The 24,549-nt window shown below is 61.4% G+C and carries 26 protein-coding genes; 13 read left to right on the forward strand and 13 right to left on the reverse strand.

Features of this window, described 5'->3' with window-relative positions; all coding sequences use genetic code 11:
• The first annotated feature begins 48 nt into the window (after window positions 1-48).
• The 3 genes from B5E41_RS25355 (at window position 49) to B5E41_RS25365 (ending at window position 2,108) form a co-directional block, all read left to right on the forward strand.
• On the forward strand, window positions 49-267 hold the full coding sequence (locus B5E41_RS25355; protein ID WP_245303150.1) for a hypothetical protein: 219 nt from the start codon (window positions 49-51) through the stop codon (window positions 265-267).
• A 109-nt stretch (window positions 268-376) separates the two neighbouring features.
• Window positions 377-1,627 (forward strand): glycolate oxidase subunit GlcF, encoded by a 1,251-nt coding sequence (glcF, locus tag B5E41_RS25360; protein WP_245303151.1) that lies wholly within the window; start codon window positions 377-379, stop codon window positions 1,625-1,627.
• A 43-nt stretch (window positions 1,628-1,670) separates the two neighbouring features.
• Complete coding sequence (locus B5E41_RS25365) at window positions 1,671-2,108, forward strand: hypothetical protein (RefSeq protein WP_088396555.1); 438 nt, start codon at window positions 1,671-1,673, stop codon at window positions 2,106-2,108.
• 120 nt (window positions 2,109-2,228) lie between these two features.
• On the opposite strand, the gene B5E41_RS25370 is transcribed toward B5E41_RS25365, so the two are convergent.
• From B5E41_RS25370 to B5E41_RS25380, 3 genes are all read right to left on the reverse strand, one after another.
• Window positions 2,229-2,903 carry an outer membrane protein gene (locus tag B5E41_RS25370; RefSeq protein WP_064805913.1) on the reverse strand — a complete coding sequence of 225 codons (675 nt, stop codon included), beginning with the start codon at window positions 2,901-2,903 and terminating at the stop codon, window positions 2,229-2,231.
• Window positions 2,904-3,025: 122 nt separating this feature from the next.
• Window positions 3,026-3,718 (reverse strand): L,D-transpeptidase, encoded by a 693-nt coding sequence (locus B5E41_RS25375; protein ID WP_088396556.1) that lies wholly within the window; start codon window positions 3,716-3,718, stop codon window positions 3,026-3,028.
• 135 nt (window positions 3,719-3,853) lie between these two features.
• Window positions 3,854-4,600 carry a L,D-transpeptidase gene (locus B5E41_RS25380; protein WP_085858178.1) on the reverse strand — a complete coding sequence of 249 codons (747 nt, stop codon included), beginning with the start codon at window positions 4,598-4,600 and terminating at the stop codon, window positions 3,854-3,856.
• A gap of 229 nt (window positions 4,601-4,829) precedes the next feature.
• Here B5E41_RS25380 and B5E41_RS25385 point away from each other — a divergent pair, with 229 nt between their 5' ends.
• Entirely contained in the window at window positions 4,830-5,459 is a 630-nt protein-coding gene (locus B5E41_RS25385) for a DNA-3-methyladenine glycosylase I (protein WP_085858180.1), read from the forward strand.
• A complete protein-coding gene (locus tag B5E41_RS25390) occupies window positions 5,456-5,956 on the forward strand; it encodes a hypothetical protein (protein WP_088396557.1) in 501 nt (166 codons plus the stop codon). The genes B5E41_RS25385 and B5E41_RS25390 overlap by 4 nt, the downstream gene beginning before the upstream one ends.
• A gap of 12 nt (window positions 5,957-5,968) precedes the next feature.
• On the opposite strand, the gene B5E41_RS25395 is transcribed toward B5E41_RS25390, so the two are convergent.
• Window positions 5,969-6,673 carry an HAD family hydrolase gene (locus tag B5E41_RS25395; protein ID WP_088396558.1) on the reverse strand — a complete coding sequence of 235 codons (705 nt, stop codon included), beginning with the start codon at window positions 6,671-6,673 and terminating at the stop codon, window positions 5,969-5,971.
• 255 nt (window positions 6,674-6,928) lie between these two features.
• Between B5E41_RS25395 and B5E41_RS25400 the strand changes: the two genes are divergently transcribed.
• Window positions 6,929-7,978: an aldo/keto reductase gene (locus B5E41_RS25400; protein WP_088396559.1), complete on the forward strand. Its 1,050-nt coding sequence runs from the start codon at window positions 6,929-6,931 to the stop codon at window positions 7,976-7,978.
• A gap of 259 nt (window positions 7,979-8,237) precedes the next feature.
• On the opposite strand, the gene copM is transcribed toward B5E41_RS25400, so the two are convergent.
• The 3 genes from copM to B5E41_RS25415 all read right to left on the reverse strand — a co-directional run bounded on the left by copM (window position 8,238) and on the right by B5E41_RS25415 (window position 9,866).
• The gene (gene copM, locus B5E41_RS25405; RefSeq protein ID WP_088396560.1) at window positions 8,238-8,597 is read right to left on the reverse strand and encodes a CopM family metallochaperone; all 360 of its coding nucleotides are present in this window, start codon (window positions 8,595-8,597) and stop codon (window positions 8,238-8,240) included.
• Window positions 8,598-8,672: 75 nt separating this feature from the next.
• Window positions 8,673-9,041, reverse strand: a complete 369-nt coding sequence (locus B5E41_RS25410) for a hypothetical protein (protein ID WP_088396561.1) — start codon at window positions 9,039-9,041, stop codon at window positions 8,673-8,675.
• Window positions 9,042-9,101: 60 nt separating this feature from the next.
• Entirely contained in the window at window positions 9,102-9,866 is a 765-nt protein-coding gene (locus B5E41_RS25415; RefSeq protein WP_088396637.1) for a hypothetical protein, read from the reverse strand.
• Window positions 9,867-9,995: 129 nt separating this feature from the next.
• Between B5E41_RS25415 and hisS the strand changes: the two genes are divergently transcribed.
• The 3 genes from hisS (at window position 9,996) to hisG (ending at window position 13,558) form a co-directional block, all read left to right on the forward strand.
• Window positions 9,996-11,567, forward strand: coding sequence for a histidine--tRNA ligase (gene hisS, locus B5E41_RS25420; protein ID WP_088396562.1), 1,572 nt, complete (start codon window positions 9,996-9,998; stop codon window positions 11,565-11,567).
• Window positions 11,568-11,744: 177 nt separating this feature from the next.
• Window positions 11,745-12,866: an ATP phosphoribosyltransferase regulatory subunit gene (locus tag B5E41_RS25425; protein WP_088396563.1), complete on the forward strand. Its 1,122-nt coding sequence runs from the start codon at window positions 11,745-11,747 to the stop codon at window positions 12,864-12,866.
• A complete protein-coding gene (gene hisG / locus B5E41_RS25430; protein ID WP_088396564.1) occupies window positions 12,863-13,558 on the forward strand; it encodes an ATP phosphoribosyltransferase in 696 nt (231 codons plus the stop codon). Before B5E41_RS25425 ends, hisG begins: the two co-directional genes overlap by 4 nt.
• Window positions 13,559-13,635: 77 nt before the next feature.
• Here the strand turns inward: hisG and B5E41_RS25435 are convergent, their stop codons facing one another.
• The gene (locus tag B5E41_RS25435) at window positions 13,636-14,055 is read right to left on the reverse strand and encodes a DoxX family protein (RefSeq protein WP_088396565.1); all 420 of its coding nucleotides are present in this window, start codon (window positions 14,053-14,055) and stop codon (window positions 13,636-13,638) included.
• Between the two features lie 203 nt (window positions 14,056-14,258).
• Here B5E41_RS25435 and B5E41_RS25440 point away from each other — a divergent pair, with 203 nt between their 5' ends.
• Window positions 14,259-14,969, forward strand: a complete 711-nt coding sequence (locus B5E41_RS25440; protein WP_088396566.1) for a glutathione S-transferase family protein — start codon at window positions 14,259-14,261, stop codon at window positions 14,967-14,969.
• A gap of 228 nt (window positions 14,970-15,197) precedes the next feature.
• On the opposite strand, the gene B5E41_RS25445 is transcribed toward B5E41_RS25440, so the two are convergent.
• From B5E41_RS25445 to groES, 3 genes are all read right to left on the reverse strand, one after another.
• On the reverse strand, window positions 15,198-15,644 hold the full coding sequence (locus B5E41_RS25445; RefSeq protein ID WP_088396567.1) for a hypothetical protein: 447 nt from the start codon (window positions 15,642-15,644) through the stop codon (window positions 15,198-15,200).
• A gap of 609 nt (window positions 15,645-16,253) precedes the next feature.
• Complete coding sequence (groL, locus tag B5E41_RS25450) at window positions 16,254-17,891, reverse strand: chaperonin GroEL (RefSeq protein ID WP_088396568.1); 1,638 nt, start codon at window positions 17,889-17,891, stop codon at window positions 16,254-16,256.
• Window positions 17,892-17,961: 70 nt separating this feature from the next.
• Entirely contained in the window at window positions 17,962-18,258 is a 297-nt protein-coding gene (groES, locus tag B5E41_RS25455) for a co-chaperone GroES (protein ID WP_004675403.1), read from the reverse strand.
• Window positions 18,259-18,607: 349 nt separating this feature from the next.
• Here groES and B5E41_RS25460 point away from each other — a divergent pair, with 349 nt between their 5' ends.
• Both B5E41_RS25460 and B5E41_RS25465 read left to right on the forward strand, forming a co-directional pair.
• Window positions 18,608-19,456, forward strand: coding sequence for a TIGR01459 family HAD-type hydrolase (locus B5E41_RS25460; protein ID WP_088396569.1), 849 nt, complete (start codon window positions 18,608-18,610; stop codon window positions 19,454-19,456).
• A 14-nt stretch (window positions 19,457-19,470) separates the two neighbouring features.
• Window positions 19,471-20,454, forward strand: a complete 984-nt coding sequence (locus tag B5E41_RS25465; RefSeq protein WP_088396638.1) for a bifunctional riboflavin kinase/FAD synthetase — start codon at window positions 19,471-19,473, stop codon at window positions 20,452-20,454.
• Between the two features lie 11 nt (window positions 20,455-20,465).
• Here the strand turns inward: B5E41_RS25465 and B5E41_RS25470 are convergent, their stop codons facing one another.
• Together B5E41_RS25470 and B5E41_RS25475 are read right to left on the reverse strand one after the other, a co-directional pair.
• On the reverse strand, window positions 20,466-20,924 hold the full coding sequence (locus tag B5E41_RS25470) for a type II toxin-antitoxin system VapC family toxin (RefSeq protein ID WP_088396570.1): 459 nt from the start codon (window positions 20,922-20,924) through the stop codon (window positions 20,466-20,468).
• Window positions 20,921-21,184: a type II toxin-antitoxin system Phd/YefM family antitoxin gene (locus B5E41_RS25475; protein ID WP_088396571.1), complete on the reverse strand. Its 264-nt coding sequence runs from the start codon at window positions 21,182-21,184 to the stop codon at window positions 20,921-20,923. The genes B5E41_RS25470 and B5E41_RS25475 overlap by 4 nt, the downstream gene beginning before the upstream one ends.
• 354 nt (window positions 21,185-21,538) lie before the next feature.
• On the opposite strand from B5E41_RS25475, the gene ileS reads away from it, so the two are divergent.
• Window positions 21,539-24,445, forward strand: coding sequence for an isoleucine--tRNA ligase (gene ileS / locus B5E41_RS25485; RefSeq protein ID WP_088396572.1), 2,907 nt, complete (start codon window positions 21,539-21,541; stop codon window positions 24,443-24,445).
• The last annotated feature ends 104 nt before the right edge of the window (window positions 24,446-24,549 follow it).

Consider the following 24,549-nt stretch of genomic DNA (forward strand, 5'->3'; position numbering starts at 1 on the left):
GTCGCACCCTATGACGATGATAGCGGAAAATATCATGGCAGACGCCGCATCCAGGGTGGTCGCGAACGCCTGCGAAAGAGCCTGTTCATGTGCGCGTTTACGGCAACCCGGCACAATCCGGATCTCGCCTCTTTCTACGCCCGCTTGCGTCAGAACGGAAAGGATCACCTGTGCGCCGTCATAGCCGTCGCACGCAAACTCATCGTTCTCGCCAACACAATCCTCTCTCGAAAGACCGAATGGACGCCACAATACCAGCAAAAATGAAACATGGTTGCTCCCCGCTGGGGCGAAGGGGGCACGGGAGGCCGCGTAAATGCAAACCAACTTCACCCCAGCCCAGCTCGCCGATCCTGATGTCGCCGAATAGGAAAAAATCCTGCGCAAATGCGTCCACTGCGGCTTCTGCACCGCCACCTGTCCCACCTATGTGACGCTCGGCAACGAGCTCGACAGTCCGCGCGGCCGCATCTATCTGATCAAGGACATGCTGGAAAACGGCCGGCCCGCCGATGCCGAGGTCGTCACCCATATCGACCGCTGTCTCTCCTGCCTTGCATGCGTCACCACCTGTCCCTCGGGCGTCGACTATATGCATCTGGTCGATCACGCCCGCGCCCATATCGAAAAGACTTACAGGCGGCCGTTCATGAACCGGCTGACGCGCGCCATTCTCGCGGCCGTACTGCCCTATCCCGGCCGTTTCCGCCTGGCGCTCCATCTCGCCCGTCTCGGCCGCCCCTTTGCCGGCCTGATGCGGGGAGCGGCAGTCAAACCCTTTGCCGCTATGCTGGCGCTTGCGCCACGCCGCATTCCCGCGCCTTCAGACTTTTCAAAACCCGGCACCCATCGGCCCGAGACGGCGTGGCGCGGCCGGGTGGCGATTCTCACCGGCTGCGCCCAGCCGGTGCTCGATCCCGGCATCAACGCCGCAGCGATCCGACTGCTGACGCGGCTCGGCATCGAGGTTGTGGCGCCGGAAGGTGAGGTCTGCTGCGGATCGCTGGTCCATCATATGGGCCGGGCCGAACAGGCGCTCGCAAGCGCCCGCACCAATGTCGATATCTGGACGCGCGAGATCGAGAGCCATGGCCTCGATGCGATCATCATCACCGCATCGGGCTGCGGCACGACGATCAAGGACTACGGTCACATGCTGCGCCTCGACCCCGCCTATGCCGCAAAGGCGGCGAGGGTCTCGGCGCTGGCAAAGGACATCGCCGAATATCTGGCGACCCTCGACCTGCCGGCCCATATGCCGAGGGGCATCACGGTCGCCTATCATTCGGCTTGTTCGATGCAGCACGGCCAGCGCATCACCCTTGCGCCGAAATCCTTGCTGAAAGCGGCGGGCTTCACTGTGCGCGATCCGGCCGAAGGCCATCTCTGCTGCGGCTCGGCCGGCACCTACAACATCATGCAGCCGGAGATTTCGGCGGAGCTGAAGGCGCGCAAGGTCAAAAACATCCAAGCCACCAAGGCCGATATCATCGCCACCGGCAATATCGGCTGCATCACCCAGATCGCCACCGGCACCGAGATCCCGATCCTGCATACGGTCGAGCTTCTCGATTGGGCCTATGGCGGCGCTATGCCGGAAAAATTAACGGGTTTGCCGTTAGGCTGAAGGGAATGCAGGCCCATTCGGGCTGCTCCCGGGAGGTTGGGCGATGTGGCGGGGAATGATTGTATTTGCGGGACTCCTCGGTGCGGCAGGCGCGGCCCATGCCGACAGCCGCCTATTCTGTTCCGCCGATGACGCGCAGGCGCGGTTCACCCTCGAAAGCGGTTTTGCAAACGAAGGCGGCCATAGGCTCAACCATTTCCGCGGCGCGCTTATTGTCAAGGATCCCGCGCAAGCGGCTTTTGCAAAACGTCTGTTCGAATCGCAGCATCTGAGCAATCACTGGTCGCGCGATGGCGAACTGCTCCTGGAAGTCTTCGACGGCGGCGGTGACGATACCGGCGGCGCAACACTGGATCTGGTGGTGGTTGCCGGCGCCCGCGGCAAGCCGGCGGCGAATTTCAGCGGCACCTATTCCCTGACAATCGAGGGCGGCAGCAATCCTTACGCCGCCGAGGGCAAGGTCAGCTGCGGCACGAAATAGAGCAACTTCAGGAAAATTGTGAGCGGTTTTCCGTCCAAAATTGCGCCCAGACAAAAAGTTAGAGCGGTCCTGCTTTCATGAAAGCGGGACCGCTCTAACGCCGCAGCTGAATTTCAATCATTACCAGTGGAACGAGACGCCGACATTGACGGCGTTGGTGAAGATATTGGTCTTCAGCCGGTCGCCGCTGTCGATCGGAACGTCGACGCGCGAATAGGTGCCTTTGTATTCGACGAAGGTCGACCAGCGGTCGGTCACCTTGAAGTCGACGCCGGCTTGGGCCTGCAGCGTCACGCCGCCGAATTCGTAAGCCCAGGTCTTGCCCTCGGGGCGAATCACTTCGACATGCGGAATGTTCACGCCGATGCCGGCGCCGAGATAGGGCGTCCAGCGGCGGGTCGGATCCTGGAAGCGATAGAGACCGTTCACGGTGAGCAGGTTCAGGCCGTCGGTGAATTCGAAATGCGACCAGCCGGCCTTGGCGAGCGTGTCGTCGTCGGCATAGACCTTGTCATGGGTATAATCGAGCGAGATACCCCAGTTCGGCTTGTTGAAATTCTCGAGCCACCAGGTGACGCGGCCGCCATAATAGGGCGGGGCGCCGAAGGATTTGCCTTCCCAGCCGGCCGTAAAATGCGTGCCATCCGAGACGTCAACGCCACTGTGCGGCGCGGTCTGATAGCCGCCGTAAATGGAGAATTCCAGGTCTTCCGCCGAGGCGGAGGCTGCTGAACAGATGGTGAAAAGCGCGATGCCCGCAAGCAGGGAGGCGGAGGAACGCAGCGCATATGTCATTGAATAGCCCCGATATTGCAAATATGTCGACTCTTAGGCACCAGTGCCAGCTTTCCGCCGTAAAGTCTAAGGAAAAGAAAAGGCGCGTCAGAATGCGCCTTTCGTTTTTTCGCAAGTGTTGCTCAGCCGCCGAACATCGTGCGCAACACGTCGATGCCCCGGTCCTCGAACGCCACCTTGCCTTGCTTGTTGCCGGGACCGATGACGATCACCTTGGTGCCGACGGGGGCACGATCATAAAGATGCATCACGTCCTCGTTCATCATGCGGATGCAGCCGGAAGACATGTTGAGGCCGATCGTCCAGGGCTGGTTGGTGCCATGGATGCGGAAGATGGTGTCGCGGCCGCCCTGATAGAGATACATGGCGCGCGCACCGAGCGGATTGTCCTCGCCGCCTTCCTGGTAGGCGGGGATGATGTGGCCCTTGGCGGCTTCGCGGCGGCGCATTTCGGCCGGCGGCGTCCAGGCCGGCCATTCGGCCTTGCGCCCGATCTTGACGATACCCGACCAGCCGAAGCCGTCGCGGCCGACGCCGATGCCGTAGCGGGTGGCGCGGTTGTTGCCTTCGACAAGGTAGAGATACTTGTTGTTGGTATCGATGATGACGGTGCCGGCCACTTCCGTCGTCACCAGGCGCACTTTCTTGCGCTTGAACTGCGGCTTCACATATTTCGGCATCTGCGCGACGCGCACGATCTGCGCCGGAGCCCGTGTATTGTCGGGCGTAGAGCCGGCCGGCGCTGCAAAGGCGGATGTAGACATCAAGGACAAAACAAGTCCGGCGGCAGCCAGACCCGGCATTAGTTTGATCATGATCGATTCCCCTCAAGCAAATTCGCCCGAAGCTACATGAACTCCTGCTCGATTCAAGATCGACCCGGCCGGATAGAGCAATTTCGCTGAAGGAAACCGCCTGTTCTTGCGGCTTCCAAGATATCGCCTGTGTCTTTACATGACGATGACGCGGGTTCCGACGTTGACACGGTCGTAGAGATCGACGACGTCCTCGTTGCGCAGGCGGATGCAGCCGGAAGAAACGGCGCTGCCGATCGACCAGGGCGCATTGGTGCCATGGATGCGGTAGAGCGTCGAGCCGAGATACATTGCCCGCGCGCCGAGCGGGTTTTCCGGGCCGCCGTCCATGCGCGCCGGCAGATAGTGGCCTTTGGCGGCCTCGCGGCTGATCATCTCGGAAGGCGGCGTCCAGTCCGGCCATTCCGTCTTGCGGGTGATCTTGTGGGCGCCGGCCCATTCGAAGCCGGGCTTGCCGACGCCGACCCCGTAACGCCGCGCCTTGCCGCCGTCCATGACCAGGTAGAGAAAGCGGTTATTGGTATCGATGACGATGGTGCCTGGTTTTTCCGTCGTGTCGTAATCGACCATCTGCGGCAGATACTGCGGCTCGATCGGATGGCGGATCGCCGGTATGCCGGGATTGATTGCCGAAACCGTCTGGGGGACGGGCTGTGGCGCCTGGCGGATGACGCGGCGCTGGAAGAGGCCGCGCTGCTGCGGCTGGACGACCGGGCGCTGATAGACGACCGGCCGGACCTTGCCGCCGAGCTGGTTGATCCACGGTGCGGTCAGATCGGGGCTGAGGATAACAGGCGGGCGGGTGGCGTAGCGGTCGTCTGCAATGGCGGCCGTGGAGAAGATGCCGCAGAAGGCTGCGGCAAGAACAAGGTGTTTCATCATCGGACGAACTCTCTACAAATGACCGAAAATGGACTGGCGGGACGGGTCCGCCTGGGCGGAGATGTTCCGCCCGGCAAAGACGCTGCCACTCCATCCGCCAGCGAATGGTAAAGATCGATCCATGAAAGACCGGCCGGCCGAATAAACTTTTCGTCAGGGTTACCGATCGGTTTGGAAAGACGGTTTGCAAATGGTAAAGCCGGAATCATGACCGGAGAACGAAGCGGACATGAGCACGACTGGCATCATCATCGGCGAGGACGGCAGGGGCCGCTGCCACTGGCACGCCAACCTGCCGGACTATCTCAAGTATCACGACGAGGAGTGGGGCCGCCCTGTCACCGACGATATCCGCCTCTTCGAGAAGATCTGCCTCGAAGGTTTCCAATCCGGGCTTTCCTGGCTGACCATCCTGCGCAAGCGGGAGAATTTCCGCGCCGCCTTCGCCGGCTTCGATTTCGAGAAGGTTGCCCTCTTCGGTGAGAAGGATGTGGCCCGCTGCCTGGCCGATGCCGGCATTATCCGTCATCGCGGCAAAATCGTTTCGACGATCAACAATGCCCGGCGCGCCATCGAGCTCCGCGACGAATTCGGCTCGCTCGCCCGTTATTTCTGGCGCTACGAACCCGGCCACAATGAGCGGCCTGTTGTGGTCGACCGTGAGCACATCGTCGCCAATCCGACGACGCCGACATCGGTCACCATTTCGAAGGATCTGAAGAAACGCGGCTGGACCTTTGTCGGCCCGACCACAGTTTATGCCTTCATGCAGGCGATGGGCCTCGTCAACGATCATCTCGAGGGCTGTTTCTGCCGGCCCGAGGTGGAGGCGATGCGCGCCGTCCTGGTTCGACCATGAAAGATCTGTCCGTGAGAATAGTGTTCGCTGCCCTTGCCCTGTTTTTCTTGCCGGCCTTTGCCATGGCGCAGACGCCGCAGCTCGATCCCGGCGAGAAGCTGGAGAAGCTGCAGTTTCCGGCCGTCACCATGCAGCTCAAGGGATGGACGAAATTCGGCAGCGGCCACGTCTACACGCTGCCGGTGCGCGCCGGTCAGCACGTGAAGATCGATTTTTCCACCAAGAGCAAGTTCGCCTTCCTGGCGATCTTCGACCTGTCGAAACCCGACGACGAAGCTTTCTTCGGCACCGATGAGGACGGCTTGAGCTTCCAGACGACGGTGAAGGAAAACACCACCTGGCTGCTGCGTCCCTACTACTCCAAGGTATCGCCGCGCCGCGGCCTCGGCGCTCCCTTCAGCATTTTGATCGAGCCGTTGGCCGCCGCCCCTCAGCAGCCGCCGGCTGAGCCGGAATCGCCCTCACTGTTTCCGAAGGCGCCTCCCAAGGCGAAATGACGCACGCCCCCGCTATGCCAGCCGTTCGATCAGCTCGCGCAATTCGCCGAGATGGCCGATCTTGCGAAAACGCGGCGCCTCCGTCGGTTCGTCCACATGTTCCAGCGCCCAGGTGAGTTCGTGCGGCACGAAGACGCCGTAACTGCCAGCGGCGATCGCCGGCACGATATCCGATTTCAGCGAGTTGCCGACCATCATCGCCCGCTCCGGCCCGTCCCCGACCTTGGCGAAGATGCGGCGATAGGTGACGGCGGTCTTGTCGGAGACGATCTCGACCGCATCGAAGAAGTCGCCGAGCCCTGATTGGGCAAGCTTGCGCTCCTGGTCGAAGAGGTCGCCCTTGGTGATTACGACAAGCAGATATTTGCCGGCAAGCGCCTCCAGTGTCTCGCGCGCATGCGGCATGATCTCGACCGGATGGCTGAGGAGGTCGCGGCCGGTATCGAGGATCTTGGCGATGACGCTGGCCGGCACCTTGCCCTCGGTGATCTCGATCGCCGTCTCGATCATCGACAGCGTGAAGCCCTTGATGCCGAAGCCGTAATGGCGAAGATTGCGTTTCTCCGCTTCCAGCAGCCGCTCGGAAATTTTCGGGCCTTCGGCGAAATCGGCAAGAAGCTCGGTAAAATGGGCTTCGGTCAGTCGGTAATGTTGTTCGTTCTGCCAAAGCGTGTCGTCGGCATCGAAGCCGATCGTCGTCAGTGCTCGCGTCGTCACATGCGCACCTCTTGAACTATGGCCGTCAATCTATCGGCCGGCTGTGTCGAGACAAGGGCTATGTCGAGACAAGGGCGTCCGCCTCCGATGCGACAAGGCTTTGCATTGAAAAGCGTCGCCGTCGCACTACATCGAATGGGCCTCACCCAGCAGCCAGCCACGGCTGTGCCTGTCGCGCGCAGGCCAATAATCAAAAGATGAAGTTCTTCCGTTCGCAAGTCCCTCTTGCGGCAGACACAAAGGATTTTTTCGACCATGCGTTACAATCAACTCGGAAATACGGGACTTTTCGTCTCGGAAATCTGCCTGGGCACGATGACCTTCGGCGAAGCCAAAGAAGGCAGCATGTGGGGCGCCATCGCCGATGTCGACCAGAATGCCGCCGATCGGATCGTCGAGCGCTCGCTTGCAGCAGGCGTCAATTTCATCGATACGGCCGACGTCTATTCATCCGGCGAGTCCGAAAGGCTGCTCGGTCAGGCGCTGAAGAACCTCGACATCCCCCGCAAGGACGTCGTCATCGCCACCAAGGTCTATGGCGTCATGAGCGACAAGCCGAACGACCGCGGCGCTTCGCGCGGCCATATCATGGATTCCGTCGAGGCGAGCCTCAAGCGCCTGCAGACAGATCATATCGATCTCTACCAGATCCACGCGACCGATAAGGTGACGCCGATCGAGGAGACGCTGCGCGCCTTCGACGATCTCGTTTCGCGCGGCCTCGTGCGTTATATCGGCGTTTCCAACTGGCAGGCCTGGCGTATTTCCAAGGCGCTCGGTCTCTCCGAACGCCGCGGCTTTGCCCGCTTCGAAACCGTGCAGGCCTATTATTCCATCGCTGGCCGCGATCTCGAACGGGACATCGTGCCGATGATGCAGGAGGAAAAGCTCGGCCTGATGGTCTGGTCGCCGCTCGCCGGCGGCCTGCTCTCCGGCAAGTATGGTCCGGGCGCCCCCGGCAACGGCGAGGGCCGCCGCGCTAGTTTCGACTTCCCGCCCGTCGACAGGGACCGGGCCTGGGCCTGCGTCGCCGTCATGCGCGAGATCGCCGAAAAGCACGGCGTCAGCGTCGCGACCGTGGCGCTCGCCTATATTCTCGCCAAGCCTTTCGTCACGACGGTGATCATCGGCGCCAAGCGCGTCGACCAGCTCGACCAGAACCTCGCTGCCGTCAAGCTGAAGCTCGATGAAGACGATTTGAAAAAGCTCGACGAGGTGAGTGCCCTTGCTCCGGAGTATCCTGGCTGGATGCTGTCGCGGCAGGGCGCGGGCCGCCGGCCGGCGGATTTCGAGGCGAAGGACTGAGGTGGCTCGAACCAGTAGGGAACGCCTTAAATCAGACGTTCCCTAGTTTGTTGACTACTTCTCCTCCGTCATGCTCGGCGTTTTGCCGAGCATCTGAGCACAGCAATTATGACGAGAAAACATATATTTTCCAATCGCTTAATTCGATCGCAGCAGATCCTCGGCACAAGGCCGAGGATGACATCGTGGGTGTTGCAGTGGTTGTTGGCAGCCTCTGGGAACGCCGGGGAATCCAGCGCTCCCCTCCAGCAATGATCGATTACTTGCCGTGGGCCTTGAGCCAGGCGTTCATCTCCGCGATCTCGGCTTCCTGCGCCTTGATGACCGTTTCGGCGAGCTTGCGGACTTTAGGATCCTTGCCGTATTGGAGCTCGACCTTGGCCATGTCGATCGCGCCCTGATGGTGCGGGATCATGCCGCGGACGAAATCGACGTCGGCATCGCCGCTATACTCGATCATCATATTCTTGTGCATTTTGTCGTTCGCCTCGCTGAAGGCGTAGCTGGCCGCGTCGTGGCTGCCCATTGGCTTGCTCATATCCATGGGCTTGTCTTCTGCAAAAGCGGGGGCGGAAAAAGCGGCAAGCATTGCGGTAAGCGTGATGATTTTCAAAGACATGAGAGTTCCTTCCTCTGTCTGACAATAGAGTTTCCGGGCAGCCGAAGCCGCCCATTCTGCATGGAAAATCCGGGATCAGACCAGTCGGGGAGGGGGTGCCTGCGGAGCAGGCCTGTCGTCATCGAGGGCGCGGGCAAGCGGCGGCGCGGGATAGCCGAAATCGGCTTTTCCGCCGGCCACGGCCATCACTGGCGGCGGCAGCAGAAGACAGGCGGCGCAAAGCGGCATATGTGCGGAGTTTCCGCTGGCGCAGGGATCTTTCAAGGGATCGGCCTGGCCCGCTTCTTTCGGCTTATGCATGCCAGCCATTTCGTGGTGCATGCTGCCGCTGTCGACGGCAACCGGCGCATTCATCGACGCGCATGTCGGACAGCCCGCCCATGCCGACATGGCGCTGTAGACCAGCCAGCCGAGAAACATCGTGATGAGGGCGAGCATGCGCATGGCGTCTGATATAGGTGAATGCCGGCTGCAAGCCAAGTACCGCCGGTGGTCACATCCCGATCACCAGCCGGCAATGACCTTGTGTTCGATCCGGTAATCCCTGCTCTCCTCGCCGAGCGGAGCGACCGGCCATGTCCAGACCGCTTTCGCCGGCGGCGGGGCGACGCCGTGGAGCAGGTCGGCCTCTTCATGTGTTTTACCGTTGCGATCGATGACGGCATAGGCGATGTCGGTCACGAGGCAGTGCCGGCAGGAAAGTCCGGAAAGGCCGCTGAGATGCGCAGCGATCAGCCTCTCCACCGTGTCTTCAGACATTCGACCGGCCGCCTCGGCTTCATGGCGCCGCTTCACGCCGCGGCCGATCTGGGACAGGAGATTGGCGGAAACCACGAAATCGAGATAGGGCACGTTGCGCAGAAAGCCGAGCGGTTCGGGCTCCAGACCGGCGGCGAGTTCGTCATAGCCGGAGAGATCGCGCTCGATCAGCCGGACGTTGCGATAGCCCTTGGCCGCAAGCCAGAGCCGCACCGAGGCGAGATGAACGAGATCGACAAGCACGACGGTGTCGAAGCTTTTCGCCAGTTCCTCGAACGGCACGTCCCGCAACAGGCCGGAGCCGAGCACGACGGCGGTCCGCTTCTGCCTGAGGCCGGCCGCCGCTGCACGGATAGCATTGCGGCTCTGCTCCTCGTGGTCGGCCCAATCCCCAGCACAACGCCCGGCCCGCGACCAGAGATTGACGGAATAGCGGATGAACTTCCGGTGGGGCTTGCCGGTCAGCGGCAATGTCGCGGCATAGAGGAGCGCCTCGGTGATCATGAGCATATCCGCATTCTGAACAAGGCCGCATTGTTCAATCGATTCTGGTAGCGCCATCAAGGCCCTTCGCCCTTGCCGCTCCCCGCCCAATCCGCTAGGACACCGCCACTGTCACAGTCAGCGGAATTCCCGGAAATGAACGACAAGCAGAAGAAACCGCAAAAGCTCAAGGCCCGCCTGCCGCGCGGCTTCGTCGACCGGGCGGCCGGCGATATCCGCGCCGTCAACGAGATGACGGCAAAGATCCGGGAAGTCTATGAGCATTATGGCTTCGATCCTGTGGAAACGCCGCTGTTCGAATATACCGATGCGCTCGGCAAGTTTCTGCCCGACAGCGACCGGCCGAACGAGGGCGTCTTCTCGCTGCAGGACGATGACGAGCAGTGGATGTCGCTGCGTTACGACCTGACGGCGCCGCTCGCCCGCCATGTCGCCGAGAACTTCAACGAGATCCAGCTTCCCTACCGCTCCTATCGCGCCGGTTACGTTTTCCGCAACGAGAAGCCGGGCCCGGGCCGTTTCCGTCAGTTCATGCAGTTCGATGCCGATACGGTCGGGGCGCCCGGCGTCCAGGCCGATGCCGAAATGTGCATGATGATGGCCGATACGCTCGAAGCGCTCGGCATCAAGCGCGGCGACTACGTCATCCGCGTCAACAACCGCAAAGTTCTGGACGGCGTGCTGGAGGCGATTGGTCTCGGTGGCGACGACAAGGCTGGCCAGCGGTTAGCGGTGCTGCGCGCCATCGACAAGCTCGACAAGTTCGGCCCGGAAGGTGTCTCGCTGCTGCTCGGTCCCGGTCGCAAGGATGAATCCGGCGATTTCACCAAAGGTGCCGGGCTCAACCAGCAGCAGATCGACAAGGTTCTGTTCTTCGTAGGCATCAAGGATTACACCGAAAGCGCCGACCGCCTCGCCGAACTCGTCGCGGGAACCTCGAAGGGCGGCGAAGGCGTCGAGGAGCTGAATTTCATCGGTGCGCTCGTTGCAAGCGCCGGCTATGGCGCCGATCGCATCAAGATCGATCCCTCCGTCGTGCGCGGCCTCGAATATTATACCGGCCCGGTCTATGAGGCGGAGCTTCTTTTCGACGTCACCAACGAGAAGGGCGAGAAGGTTGTCTTCGGTTCCGTCGCCGGCGGCGGCCGTTATGACGGCCTGGTTTCCCGTTTCATGGGTCAGCCGGTGCCGGCGACCGGCTTTTCGATCGGCGTCTCCCGCCTGATGACGGCGCTGAAGAACCTCGGCAAGCTCGGAGCCAGCGCGGTGATCGAGCCGGTGCTGGTGACCGTCATGGACGGTGATGTCGAGGCGATGGGCCGTTATCAGAAGATGACGCAGCAACTGCGCGCCGCCGGCATTCGCGCCGAGATGTTCCAGGGCAACTGGAAGAAGTTTGGCAACCAGCTGAAATATGCCGATCGCCGCGGGTGCCCCATCGCCATCATCCAGGGCGGCGACGAACGCGCCGACGGTGTCGTGCAGATCAAGGATCTGATCGAGGGCAAACGGCTTTCCGGCGAGATCGAGGACAATGCCAGCTGGCGCGAGGCCCGCGTGGCCCAGGAGACGGTGGCGGAAACCGCTCTCGTCGCCAAGGTGAGGGAGATCCTTGCCGCGCAGGCGGAGGATCGGAAGAGGGCTGCGCTCGGCCTCGAAGTTCCCTATGATCCCACCCAAGCCGGTGACACTGATGACGACGTTTGAGAAGGATCTCCCCTTCCCCCCTCGGGGAGAAGGTGGCCCGAAGGGTCGGATGAGGCGACATAGCGGAAGCTGTCCTTCGATCGCCGCTCAGGACATTCGTCGTTTACACTCCTCATCCCCCTCATCTGCCCTGTCGGGCATCTTCTCCCCGCTGGGGAGAAGAGGGAAGTTCAGCCTATGCCCCTGATCAATCTCCCCGAATTCGCCGCCGACCTGTTGGCCGAATTTGCCGCGCGCAACGCCGAGCGCATCGATACGCCTGTCATTCAGCCGGCCGAGCCGTTCCTCGATATTGCCGGTGAGGATCTGCGCCGCCGCATCTTCATGACCGAGAGCGAGACCGGCGCCAGCCTTTGCCTGCGTCCCGAATTCACCATCCCCGTCTGTTTGCGCCACATCGAGACGGCAACCGGCACGCCAAAGCGTTACGCCTATCTCGGCGAGGTCTTCCGCCAGCGGCGCGACGGCGCCAATGAATTCTACCAGGCCGGCATCGAGGATCTCGGCGACATCAACATACCGGGCGCCGATGCGCGCGCCATCGGTGACGCCACAGGCATTCTCGCCCGCCTGCTGCCAGGCCGGCGCTTAGCCGTGACGCTGGGCGATCAGGCGGTGTTCGAGGCAGTCGTCCAGGCGCTCGGCCTGCCGTTCGGGTGGCAGAAGCGGCTGATCCACGCTTTCGGCAACATGACGCAGCTGGAGGCGCTGCTGGCCGGCCTCGTCAGCCCGCAATTCGTCACCGGCCTCGACGACGATATCGCCAAGCTTGTCGCCTCAGGCAACGAGCCGGCGCTGGTCGCCCATATCGAGCACGAGATGCAGGCGACCGGTTATTCGACGAATGCCAGCCGCTCGCCGCTGGAAATCGCCCGACGCCTCAAGGAAAAGCTCATCCTGTCCGAGACGCGTCTCGACGATGCCGCCTTCCATGTGCTGGAAGAGTTCCTGTCGCTGCATGTGCCGCTCGTCAATGCGTCCGCAGCCCTTGCCGGCTTTGCAGACGCTGCCGGCCTGAAGCTCGGTAATGCGCTGTCGCGCTTCAACGGTCGCGTCGCCGCGCTTGCCGATGCCGGCGTCGATCTGTCCTGCCTGGACTATCGTGCCGCTTTCGGACGGCCGCTCGACTATTACACCGGTCTCGTCTTCGAGGTGACGGTGGAAGGTTCGAGCGCGGTTCTGGCTGGCGGCGGCCGCTTCGACCGGCTGTTGACCTTCCTTGGCGCGACAGACCGCATTCCGGCCGTTGGCTTCTCCTTCTGGCTCGACCGCATCGAAACCGAAAGGGCAGCCGCATGACCATAACCATCGCGCTTCCCTCCAAGGGCCGGATGAAGGACGACGCTTCGGCCATCTTCGAGCGGGCCGGCATGACGATCACGGCCGTCGGCAACGACCGCTCCTATCGCGGCCGGGTCGAAGGCTGGGATGACGTCGAAGTGGCCTTCCTTTCGGCTTCCGAAATCTCACGCGAACTCGGCAATGGCACGGTCGATTTCGGCGTCACCGGCGAGGATTTGATGCGGGAGGGTTTTGCCGAGGTCGACAAGCGTGTCGAATTCTGCGCCCGGCTCGGCTTCGGCCACGCCGATGTCGTCGTCGCGGTGCCCGAGATCTGGCTCGATGTCGAGACCATGGCCGATCTCGGCGATGTCGCCGCCGATTTCCGCGCCCGCCACTCCAGGCGCCTTGCCATCGCCACCAAATACTGGCGCCTGACCCAGCAGTTCTTTTCGAGCCAGCACGGCATTCAGCTTTATCGCATCGTCGAAAGCCTGGGCGCAACCGAGGGCGCTCCGGCGTCCGGTTCGGCCGATATCATCGTCGATATCACCTCCACCGGTTCGACCCTGCGCGCCAATCATCTGAAGGTGCTCCAGGACGGCGTCATCCTGCATTCAGAGGCTTGCCTCGTGCGCGCCCGCAAAGAGAGCCATGCAGATCAACCTGTGGTGCAGGCGATCGTCGACGCGGTACGCGCGGCCCTCTGATCTCCACTATCAACGCGTAAGAAAACCCGCCGTCAGTTCAATGACGGCGGGTTTTGCATGCTTGGGAGGAGATGGAATTAGCGGGCAGCGACGGCCTGCAGACCACGCCGCGCGTCGATCGAATAGGCACCGGCACCGACGGTGGCGAGCAAGATGTACGCGCCGGCCAGCGTGATGTTCTTCATGACCATGATCTGGTTGAGAATATTCACGAGTTCCGTGCCACTTGCGTAGGGCAGATGGAAGGCAACGCCCGTAAAGACGCAGAAGGCGGCGAGCAGCCAGCCGGCAATGCGGACCTGGAAGCCGGTGAGAACCGCAAGGCCGGCCAGCAGTTCGAAAAGGCCTGCGACATAGGCCAACAGGGTTGCTGCCGGCAGGCCGGCACCGGCGATCATGCCCGCAGTACCGGCAGGATCGGTTAGCTTCGTGAAGCCGGAAAGGATGAACATGAAAGACAGAAGAATGCGGGCAATCAGGATGATGGCGTTCGACATGGATGTTGTCTCCGTTTGAAGGGCTCTGGAGATCTTGGTGCCCCCGGCACGCTGTGGATCTCTGATACCCCTATCTCGCCTATTTCTTCCGTCATGGAAAGATAAACAGAAGGGGACGCTTCGTTCAATAATCTGGAACGATACCCTTGCTTGCTTTTCCGGAGCCTCGTCTCCTATGGTCGGCTGATAATATGGAGTCTCTTATGGCAGATCTTTCCGCATTTCCGATCACCACGCGCTGGCCGGCGAAAAACCCCGACATCATCCAGCTCTATTCCCTTCAGACGCCGAACGGGGTGAAGGTATCGGTCGCCCTCGAAGAGCTCGGGCTCCCCTATGAGCCGCACTATATTTCCTTTGCCGCCAACGAGCAGAAGTCGCCGGAATTCGAATCTCTCAATCCGAACGGCCGCATTCCGGCGATCATCGATCCGAACGGGCCGGGTGGTAAACCGCTAGGCCTGTTCGAATCCGGCGCCATCCTGCTCTATCTTGCCGAAAAGACCGGCAAGCTCATCCCTGAGGATGCCGCCGGCCGCTACGAATGCATTCAATGGGTGTTTTTCCAGATGGCTGGCATCGGCCCGATGTTCGGCCAGTTCGGCCATTTCTATAAAGCCGCCGCCGACAAGGTCGCCAACAATTCCTATCCGGTGGAGCGCTACCGCGATGAATCCAAACGCCTGCTCGGCGTGCTCGAAGGCCGGCTGCAGGGTCGTCAATGGATCATGGGCGATCAATATACGATCGCCGATATCACCACTTTCACCTGGGTTCGCGGCGCCGACATCTTCTATGGCGGCCGTGAGATTCTCGAATATGCGAAATTCCCCGCCGTCTCCGATTGGCTGGAGCGCTGCATCGCCCGTCCGGCCAGCGCCAGGGGGCTCAATATTCCGGTCAAGCCGGAATAGCCGACGGTTCCCGGAAAGCACAAAGGCCGCTCGGGAGCGGCCTCAACGATATGACAAACCTCGGCTTGCCCCACCGACGTCATCCTCGGCCCTGCGCCGAGGATCTGCTGCCCTATCGACCCGAGGCAGATAGTCGGGACAAGCCCGAGCATGACGAAAGAGAAATCGGCCGGGTCTTTCGGCAGTCTGACCGCTTTCAGCGGAGACCGTTATTTCGCCCGCCCGCCTCTATTGCCGGCGTGTGATCTGCCTTGCGCCTTCCAGCTTGAAGCGGGGAAAGATGAAGACGCCGGCCATGCTGCCGCTGTATTTCTCCTCGAGCCCGTTCGACTCGCCCATGCAGAACAGCGGCTGGCGCAAGCCGTTCGGCATGATGATCGTCGTTGAAAAGCAGAAGGAGGAGCAGTGCGTCGCCGCCTGCTCGAACAATTCCAGCACGCGGGAGCGATCCTTGCTATCGTAGCAGCGGATCAGGTTCAGCAGCCCGCATTCCTCGGCGGTGAGGCAGTGCAGCATCGCGCTCCATTTGCCGAGACGGATCAGGCCGCTCGAAAAATCTCCGGTCCAGCTTTCGGAAACCGACAACTGCGCCAGCATCTGGTGATTTTGATGGTTGTCGTTCAGCGAGCCAGTCATCAAGGGCACGGCTGCATTGGCTTTGGCGATTTTAAACAAGGCGTTCCCCAGTTCGGATGCGGCTCCTCCGCCGCACGCACGTCAACACAAGAAACAGGATCATGTAGCAGCGGACATTATGTCCGCGCCGGCATTCGCCGCTCATCGCCACAGCCATCGGGCTCCCAAAACGGAACCTTCAAACCGAACGTTCTGGCGTCGCTTTTTCGCGCTCCGGCCTTGTTCGAGGCGAAAATTATCGCCGGGGCGCACGTCAATTCATGCCGCGGATTTATAGGAGCTTTTAAACAAACGGCAACGCCTTTTTCAGAGACGGTGCGGCGGCTATTTTCTAGAGGCTCCCGCATTCCCCCCCGGCCGGTTTTGTCAGAAAAGTAGCAAAAATTGCTGTTTTTGGCACTTTAAAGACGTTTTCACCCGATGGTGCACAGCAGACGACGGCAAGATATCGACCTCCTCCTCCCGTTTCGTGGGATCGAAAATAGGCGATGACGCAAGCTTGACGAAAGCCTCGAGGTCGGCTGACGCGCTGCACGGCATAAAATAGTGCGCAACAGATCGAATCGCCGCGGCCAAAAGAAAAGGGCGACCCGAGGGCCGCCCTTCCTGTCCAGTTTCATGGACGATGTGCGAAAGGCCTTTGGCCTATCACATCATGTCCATTCCACCCATGCCGCCCATGCCACCCGGCATAGCCGGAGCGTCCTTCTTCGGCAGCTCGGCGATCATGGCTTCGGTGGTGATCAGCAGCGATGCAACGGAAGCGGCATCCTGCAGGGCGGTGCGAACGACCTTGACCGGGTCGATGATGCCCATGCCGATCATGTCGCCATATTCGCCGGTCTGAGCGTTGTAGCCGTAGTTGTCCTGATCCTTGTCGAGGATCTTTCCGACAACGATCGAGGCTTCGTCGCCTGCGTTCTCAGCGATCTGGCGGGCCGGAGCCTGCAGAGCGCGGCGAACGATGTTGATGCCGGCTTCCTGGTCGTCGTTGACGCCCTTGGCCGAGATCTTGACGGAAGAACGGAGCAGGGCAACGCCGCCGCCCGGTACGATGCCTTCCTGAACGGCAGCGCGCGTCGCGTTGAGGGCGTCGTCGATGCGGTCCTTCTTTTCCTTCACTTCGACTTCAGTCGAGCCGCCGACGCGGATGACGGCAACGCCGCCGGCGAGCTTGGCAAGGCGTTCCTGCAGCTTCTCGCGGTCGTAGTCGGAGGTGGTTTCTTCGATCTGCGCCTTGATCTGGGCAACACGGCCTTCGATGTCGGACTTAGCGCCCGAACCGTCGACGATCGTGGTGTTTTCCTTGGAGATCGAAACCTTCTTGGCACGGCCGAGCATGTCGAGCGTGACGCTCTCGAGCTTGATGCCGAGGTCTTCGGAGATCACGGTGCCGCCGGTCAGGATGGCGATGTCTTCGAGCATGGCCTTGCGGCGGTCGCCGAAGCCAGGAGCCTTGACGGCAGCAATCTTCAGGCCGCCGCGCAGCTTGTTGACAACGAGCGTTGCAAGGGCTTCGCCTTCGACGTCTTCAGCGATGATGAGAAGCGGCTTGCCGGTCTGGACGACGGCTTCGAGAACCGGGAGCATCGACTGCAGGTTCGAGAGCTTCTTCTCGTGGAGGAGAATGAAGACGTCTTCGAGGTCGGCGACCATCTTTTCCGGGTTGGTGACGAAGTAGGGGCTGAGGTAGCCGCGGTCGAACTGCATGCCTTCGACGACTTCGAGTTCGGTTTCGGCGGTCTTGGCTTCTTCAACCGTGATGACGCCTTCGTTGCCGACCTTCTGCATGGCTTCGGCAATGTCGAGGCCAACCTGGCGCTCGCCGTTTGCCGAGATCGTGCCGACCTGAGCGACTTCTTCCGAGGTGTTGATCTTCTTGGCCTTGGCCTGGAGATCCTTGACGACTTCGGCGACGGCGAGATCGATGCCGCGCTTCAGGTCCATCGGGTTCATGCCGGCGGCAACGGCCTTGGCGCCTTCGCGAACGATCGCCTGGGCAAGAACGGTTGCAGTCGTCGTGCCGTCGCCGGCGATGTCGTTGGTCTTCGAAGCAACTTCGCGGACCATCTGGGCGCCCATGTTTTCGAACTTGTCTTCGAGTTCGATTTCCTTGGCGACCGAAACGCCGTCCTTGGTGATGCGCGGCGCGCCGAAGGACTTGTCGATGATGACGTTACGGCCCTTCGGGCCGAGCGTGACCTTCACTGCATCGGCGAGAATGTCGACGCCGCGCAGCATCTTTTCGCGCGCGGTGCGGCCAAACTTGATTTCTTTAGCTGCCATATTTGTGACTCCTGAATTCGATTTGTTCGGGCAAAGGCCCGTCAGCCATTTTGGGAAAGCGGATCGGCAATCAGCCGATGATGCCCATGATGTCGGCTTCCTTCATGATCAGAAGGTCTTCGCCGTTGATCTTGACTTCGGTGCCGGACCACTTGCCGAACAGGACACGGTCGCCAGCCTTGACGTCGAGCGCCACGACCTTGCCGGACTCGTCGCGAGCGCCGGAGCCGACGGCGACGATTTCGCCTTCCTGCGGCTTTTCCTTGGCGGTGTCGGGAATGATGATGCCGCCCTTGGTCTTTTCTTCGGACTCGACGCGACGAACGACGACGCGGTCGTGAAGCGGACGGAAATTGGTGCTTGCCATTGTCTAATCCCTCGATCGAATGACATTCGCGGACCGGAGCGGTCCACATGGATAAGTGTTAGCACTCCTCTAAGGTGAGTGCTAGCGCTCGAGCATTTAGGGATGGCTCCGAGAGGAGTCAATGAGAGCAATCACGAATTTTTGTGCCGGAATTGTGAAGAGGCGGCGAATTATCGGAGATTCCTGCCGAAATCTTGTCTGGGCCGTTGCGTCTGGCAACGTCGCCGGACCTTGTCGTGCTCTCGCCGGGACTGCCGACGATCTTGTCTGCCAAGGTGAAGAAAATGCCTTGCCATCGCCTTGCGCCTTTGCAATGTCACCGGTGACTGAAGCAAATCGGGAAATCGGAATGGCCAGGCGGATAGAAAACTTCTCGCAGATATCGGCTCACTACGACGTGGTGCTCTGCGACGTCTGGGGCGTGGTTCACAACGGCGTCGATCCGTTTCCGAAGGCTGCCGCCGCCCTTCAAGCGGCGCGCGAGAGCGGCCTTGCGGTCGTCCTCATCACCAATTCGCCGCGCCTTTCCTGGCAGGTGGTCGAGCAGTTGCGCCATATCGGCGTTCCCGACGGCGCCTATGATCGAATCGTCACCTCTGGCGATGTCACCCGTGGGCTGATTTCTGAGGGGCCGAAGTCGGTTTTTCTGCTCGGCCCCGAGCGCGACAAGGCGCTTCTCGAAGGCATTGGCGTCGAGCGTCGGCCGGCGGGCGAAGCGCAATCGCTCGTCTGCACCGGCTTTTTCGACGACGAGACTGAGAAGCCCGAGGATTACACCGAGATGCTTCTGGATTTCCAGGCGCGCGAGGTGCCGATGATCTGCGCCAATCCCGACCTCGTCGTCGAGCGCGGCCATCGTATCATCCCCTGCGCCGGCGCCATGGCCGCCTATTACGAGCAACTCGGCGGCAAGACCCGCATTGCCGGCAAGCCGCACCGGCCGATCTACGAAGCGACGCTGGCGGCCGCCCGCGAGCTGCGCGGCAATTTTTCCATCGACCGCGTGCTGGCGATCGGCGACGGCATGCCGACGGATGTGCGCGGGGCCTTGAATTTCGGCCTCGATCTTCTCTACATCAGCGGCGGTATCCACGCCAAGGAATACACCTTGAATGGCGAGACCGACGAGGCGATCCTCAACGCCTATCTCGATCGGGAGAAGGCTGCGCCGAAGTGGTGGATGCCGCGCCTTGCATGAAGAGAAGCCAGCCGATGACCGTCTTCCACCGCAATGAAACCCGGGAACCCTTGCCCGCCCATCTGAAGGGCGGGGTGATTGCCATCGGCAATTTCGACGGCGTCCATCGCGGCCATCAGTCGGTGCTGAACCGCGCGCTCGAGATCGCCAAGGCGCGCGGCATTCCTGCCCTGGTGCTGACCTTCGAGCCCCATCCGCGCACGGTGTTCCGGCCGCAGGCGCCGGTCTTCCGCCTGACGCCGGCGCCGCTCAAGGCCCGCATCCTGGAAACGCTTGGTTTCAATGCGGTCATCGAATATCCCTTCGACTACGAATTTTCACAGCGCTCGGCCGACGATTTCATCCATTCGATCCTGAAGGATTGGCTCGGCGCCTCCGAAGTCGTCACCGGCTTCGATTTCCATTTCGGCCGCGGCCGCGAAGGCGGTCCTGCCTTCCTGATGAATGCCGGCCAGACCTATGGTTTCGGCGTCACCCTGATCGATGCCTTCCGCGACGAGAACGCCGACGTCGTCTCTTCGAGCCACATCCGGGCGCTGCTGAAGGACGGCAATGTCAGCGAAGCCGCGGGCATGCTCGGTTACCGCTATACGGCGGAGGCCGAGGTGATCGACGGCGAAAAACTCGGCCGGCAGCTCGGTTTTCCCACCGCCAACATGCGCCTGCCGCCCGAGGCCGAACTTGCCGCCGGCATCTACGCCGTCCGCTTCCGCCGCCAGGACGGAACGCTCCACGATGCGGTCGCAAGCTACGGCCGCCGCCCGACGGTGACGGAAAACGGCGCGCCGCTGCTTGAAACCTATCTCTTCGATTTCAGCGGCGATCTCTACGGCCAGCTCTGCGCTGTCTCCTTCTTCGGCTATATCAGACCTGAGCTGAAATTCGACGGCCTCGATCCGCTCGTCGCCCAGATCAAGCGCGACGAGGAAGAGGCGAGGGCGCTGCTGGCGGGTGTCGTGCCGCTCGGCGAACTCGACCGAAAACTTTGCTTTTCCTGAGTGGCTTCGATCTATCTCCGGCTGAGCGGAAATTGATCTGGATCGTTCGTCCATGGATCGAAGACCGCCGCGCCGGAGAAGCGCGTATCCCTGACGTTTCGCGTGACCAGATAGAGATTGTACTCGATTGCCGTGGCGGCCAGCATCGTGTCGACAACCGACGGCGCATGTCCGGTCCTCAGTTTCACGCGCCCCGAAATGACGCCCCAATGCCTGACGGCTGTGTCGCTTAGTGAAAGAACGCGTTGCGAAAACCTCTCCTCCAATGCATCGCGGGAGGCAGCGTAACGGTAGCGGTTTTGATCGTCCTCAGGCAGGTTTTCAATGCCCTTGTCGTATTCCGCCAGCGTGAGGATGCTGATGAACATCCTCTCCTCGTCTTGAGCCGCAGCCCAGGATTTGACGGAGGGCGCGCCGTTCGGATTGATCAGCGCCGCAATGACGTTCGTATCGAGCAGCCAGCCGATCACAGCTCGGCCTCCCGCCCGTAATCTGCCTCTCGCTCGAGGTCGAGCTCTTTGAGATCAAGGCTTTCCATGAAAGCGACGAAAGGCTTCTTCGGCTCGGTTTTGGTCAGATGGTCGAGCTCTTCGACGCTGATAACGACGACGCTGTCCCGGCCGCGAACCGTCACGCGCTGTGGTCCTTCACTCCGGGCCCGGCGAACCACCTCGCTGAAGCGCGCTTTCGCGTCCTCGAGCTTCCAGCTTTGCTTGGAGATTTTTTTCATAGCTTCGGGCTCTCGATCAAATCTGGTCAGATAGTCAGATTTATATCTCAAGCCGCGGAGATTTTCCAGTCAACTGGTTTCCCGGAAGGATGCGGCGCTGGCAATTCCAGGCGCTGGTGCCGGTTTGAGGGCCGCAATTTCCTCTCTTCCTTTTCCCGGCAAAAACGCCTATGAACCGGCGTTATGACGAAACTTCGGCTGGCGACCACGATACGAATTATCGGCCCGGCCTTCCGCGCGCGCTAAGCGGCCGGGAGGTCCGGGTTTTCGGCGCTTGCGAGCAGGCGCTTCCGCCGCCACCTATTTTCACGTCCGTTGCGCCCCTTTCTGGGCCGCCAGAAACGATTGTCACACATGACCGAAACAGCTGAAAAGATCGATTACTCGAAGACCCTCTATCTGCCTGAAACCGATTTCCCGATGCGCGCCGGTCTGCCGCAGAAGGAGCCGGAACTCGTTGCCCGCTGGCAGCAGATGGACCTCTACAAGAAACTGCGCGCCTCCGCCGCCGGTCGCGAGAAATTCGTCCTGCACGACGGCCCGCCCTATGCCAATGGCAACATCCATATCGGCCATGCGCTGAACAAGATCCTCAAGGACGTCATCAACCGCTCGTTCCAGATGCGCGGCTACGACGCCAACTACGTGCCCGGCTGGGATTGCCACGGCCTGCCGATCGAATGGAAGATCGAGGAGGAGAACTATCGCGCCAAGGGCAAGGCCAAGCCTGACCTGACCGAGCCGGCTGCAATGATCGAATTCCGCCGCGAGTGCCGCGCCTATGCCGAAAAGTGGATCAAGGTCCAGGGCGACGAGTTCCAGCGCCTCGGCATCGTCGGCGACTTCGAAAACCCCTACCTGACGATGAACTTCCATGCGGAAAGCCGCATCGCCGGCGAGCTCTTGAAGATCGCCGCAAGCGGCCAACTCTACCGCGGCTCCAAGCCGATCATGTGGTCGGTCGTCGAGCGCACCGCGCTGGCCGAGGCCGAAGTCGAGTACCATGATTATGAGAGCGACACGATCTGGGTGAAATTCCCCGTCACGAAAGGCCCCGATGGCGTCAACGATGCCTTCGTCGTCATCTGGACGACCACGCCATGGACGATCCCCGGCAATCGCGCGATCGCCTATTCCTCGCGTGTTGCGTACGGCCTCTACGAAGTCACGGCTGCCGAGAATGATTTTGGCCCGCGTCCGGGCGAGAAGCTGATCTTCGCCGACAAACTGGCGGAAGAGTCCTTCGCCAAGGCGAAGCTGCAGTACAGGCGCCTAGCCGATGTCACGGCTGCCGATCTCGCCGGCATGGCCTGCGCACATCCGCTCAAGGGCCTGGAAGGCGGTTACGAATTTGTCGTGCCGCTGCTCGAGGGCGACCATGTCACCGACGATGCCGGTACCGGTTTCGTGCACACTGCACCGAGCCACGGCCGCGAAGACTTTGACGTCTGGATGGCGCATGCCCGTCAGATCGAGGCGCGCGGCATCGAGACCAAGATCCCGTTCCCGGTCGACGACGGCGGCTTCTTCACATCGGATGCTCCCGGCCTGGAAGGCGCGCGCGTCATCGACGACAACGGCAAGAAGGGCAATGCCAATGACCGCGTCATCAAGGCGCTGATCGAGCGTAATGCGCTCTTTGCCCGCGGCCGCCTCAAGCACCAGTATCCGCATTCCTGGCGTTCGAAGAAGCCGGTGATCTTCCGCAACACGCCGCAGTGGTTCGTCTATATGGACAAGACGCTGCCGGATGGGACGACGCTGCGCAGCCGCGCCCTCGGCGCGATCGACGACACCCGCTTCGTGCCGGCCGCCGGCCAGAACCGTCTGCGCGCCATGATCGAGCAGCGCCCGGACTGGGTTCTTTCCCGTCAAAGAGCATGGGGCGTGCCGATCTGCGTCTTCGTGGATGAGCAGGGCGAGGTCCTGAAGGACGAGGCCGTCAACCAGCGCATCCTCGCTGCCTTCGATGTCGAGGGTGCCGACGCCTGGTTCGCCGAAGGCGCCAAGGAGCGCTTCCTCGGCAACGAGCATGATCCGGCCAAGTGGACGCAGGTCATGGATATCCTCGACGTCTGGTTCGACTCGGGCTCGACGCACACCTTCACGCTGGAAGACCGCCCCGACCTGAAATGGCCGGCCGATCTCTATCTGGAAGGGTCCGACCAGCATCGCGGCTGGTTCCATTCCTCGCTCTTGGAATCGGCCGCCACCCGCGGCCGAGCGCCCTACGACGCCGTTCTCACCCATGGTTTCACCATGGACGAGAAGGGCGAGAAGATGTCGAAGTCGAAGGGCAACGTCACCGCCCCGCAGGAGGTGATGAAGGATGCCGGCGCCGATATCCTGCGTCTCTGGGTCATGACCTCGGACTATGCCGATGATCTCCGCGTCGGCAAGACGATCATCCAGACCAATGTCGACGCCTATCGCAAGCTGCGCAACACCATCCGCTGGATGCTCGGAACGCTTGCCCACGACAAGGGCGAGGTGATTGCGCTCGCCGATCTGCCGGAGCTGGAGCAGCTGATGCTGCACCGCCTCTCGGAGCTCGATCAGCTCGTGCGCGAAAACTATGACGCCTTCGACTTCAAGAAGATCGCCCGCGCATTGATCGACTTTGCCAATGTCGAGCTCTCGGCCTTCTACTTCGACGTTCGCAAGGATGCCCTCTATTGCGATGCGCCCTCCAGCCTTCGCCGCCGCTCGGCGCTTTATGTCATCCGCATGATCTTCGATTGCGTCGTGACCTGGCTTGCGCCGATGCTGCCGTTTACGACGGAAGAGGCATGGCTCTCGCGCAATCCCTCGGCCGTCTCGGTGCATCTGGAGCAGTTCGCTCCGGTCGCAAAGGAATGGCGCAACGATGCGCTGGCCGAAAAATGGAGGAAGATCCGCGCGATCCGCAGCGTCGTGACCGGCGCGCTCGAAATCGAGCGCAAGGACAAGCGCATCGGTTCGTCGCTCGAGGCGGCTCCTGTGGTGCATGTCGCCGATGCGGCGCTTCGCAAGGCGCTCGAGGGCCAGGATTTCAGCGAAGTCTGCATCACCTCTGGCATCACGATCAAGACGGACGCCGGCCCGGACGACGCCTTCCGCTTGGCCGAGGTGCCTGATGTCGCCGTCGTGCCAAGGCTTGCCGAAGGCGTCAAATGCGCCCGTTCCTGGCGCATCACCACCGATGTCGGTTCCGATCCGGATTATCCCGACGTCTCGGCGCGCGACGCTGCGGCCTTGCGCGAACTCGGCATCCGCGCCTGAAGATATTTGCCGGATGAATTGCCTTTGCGGCGTTCATCCGGTAAAAGCTGCCTGAAAATGGCCGGATTTTTGCGTCAGGGGGACGGTTGTCCGGTAGGGCGACG

The organism is Rhizobium esperanzae, from assembly GCF_002204185.1.
Taxonomy (GTDB): domain Bacteria; phylum Pseudomonadota; class Alphaproteobacteria; order Rhizobiales; family Rhizobiaceae; genus Rhizobium; species Rhizobium esperanzae.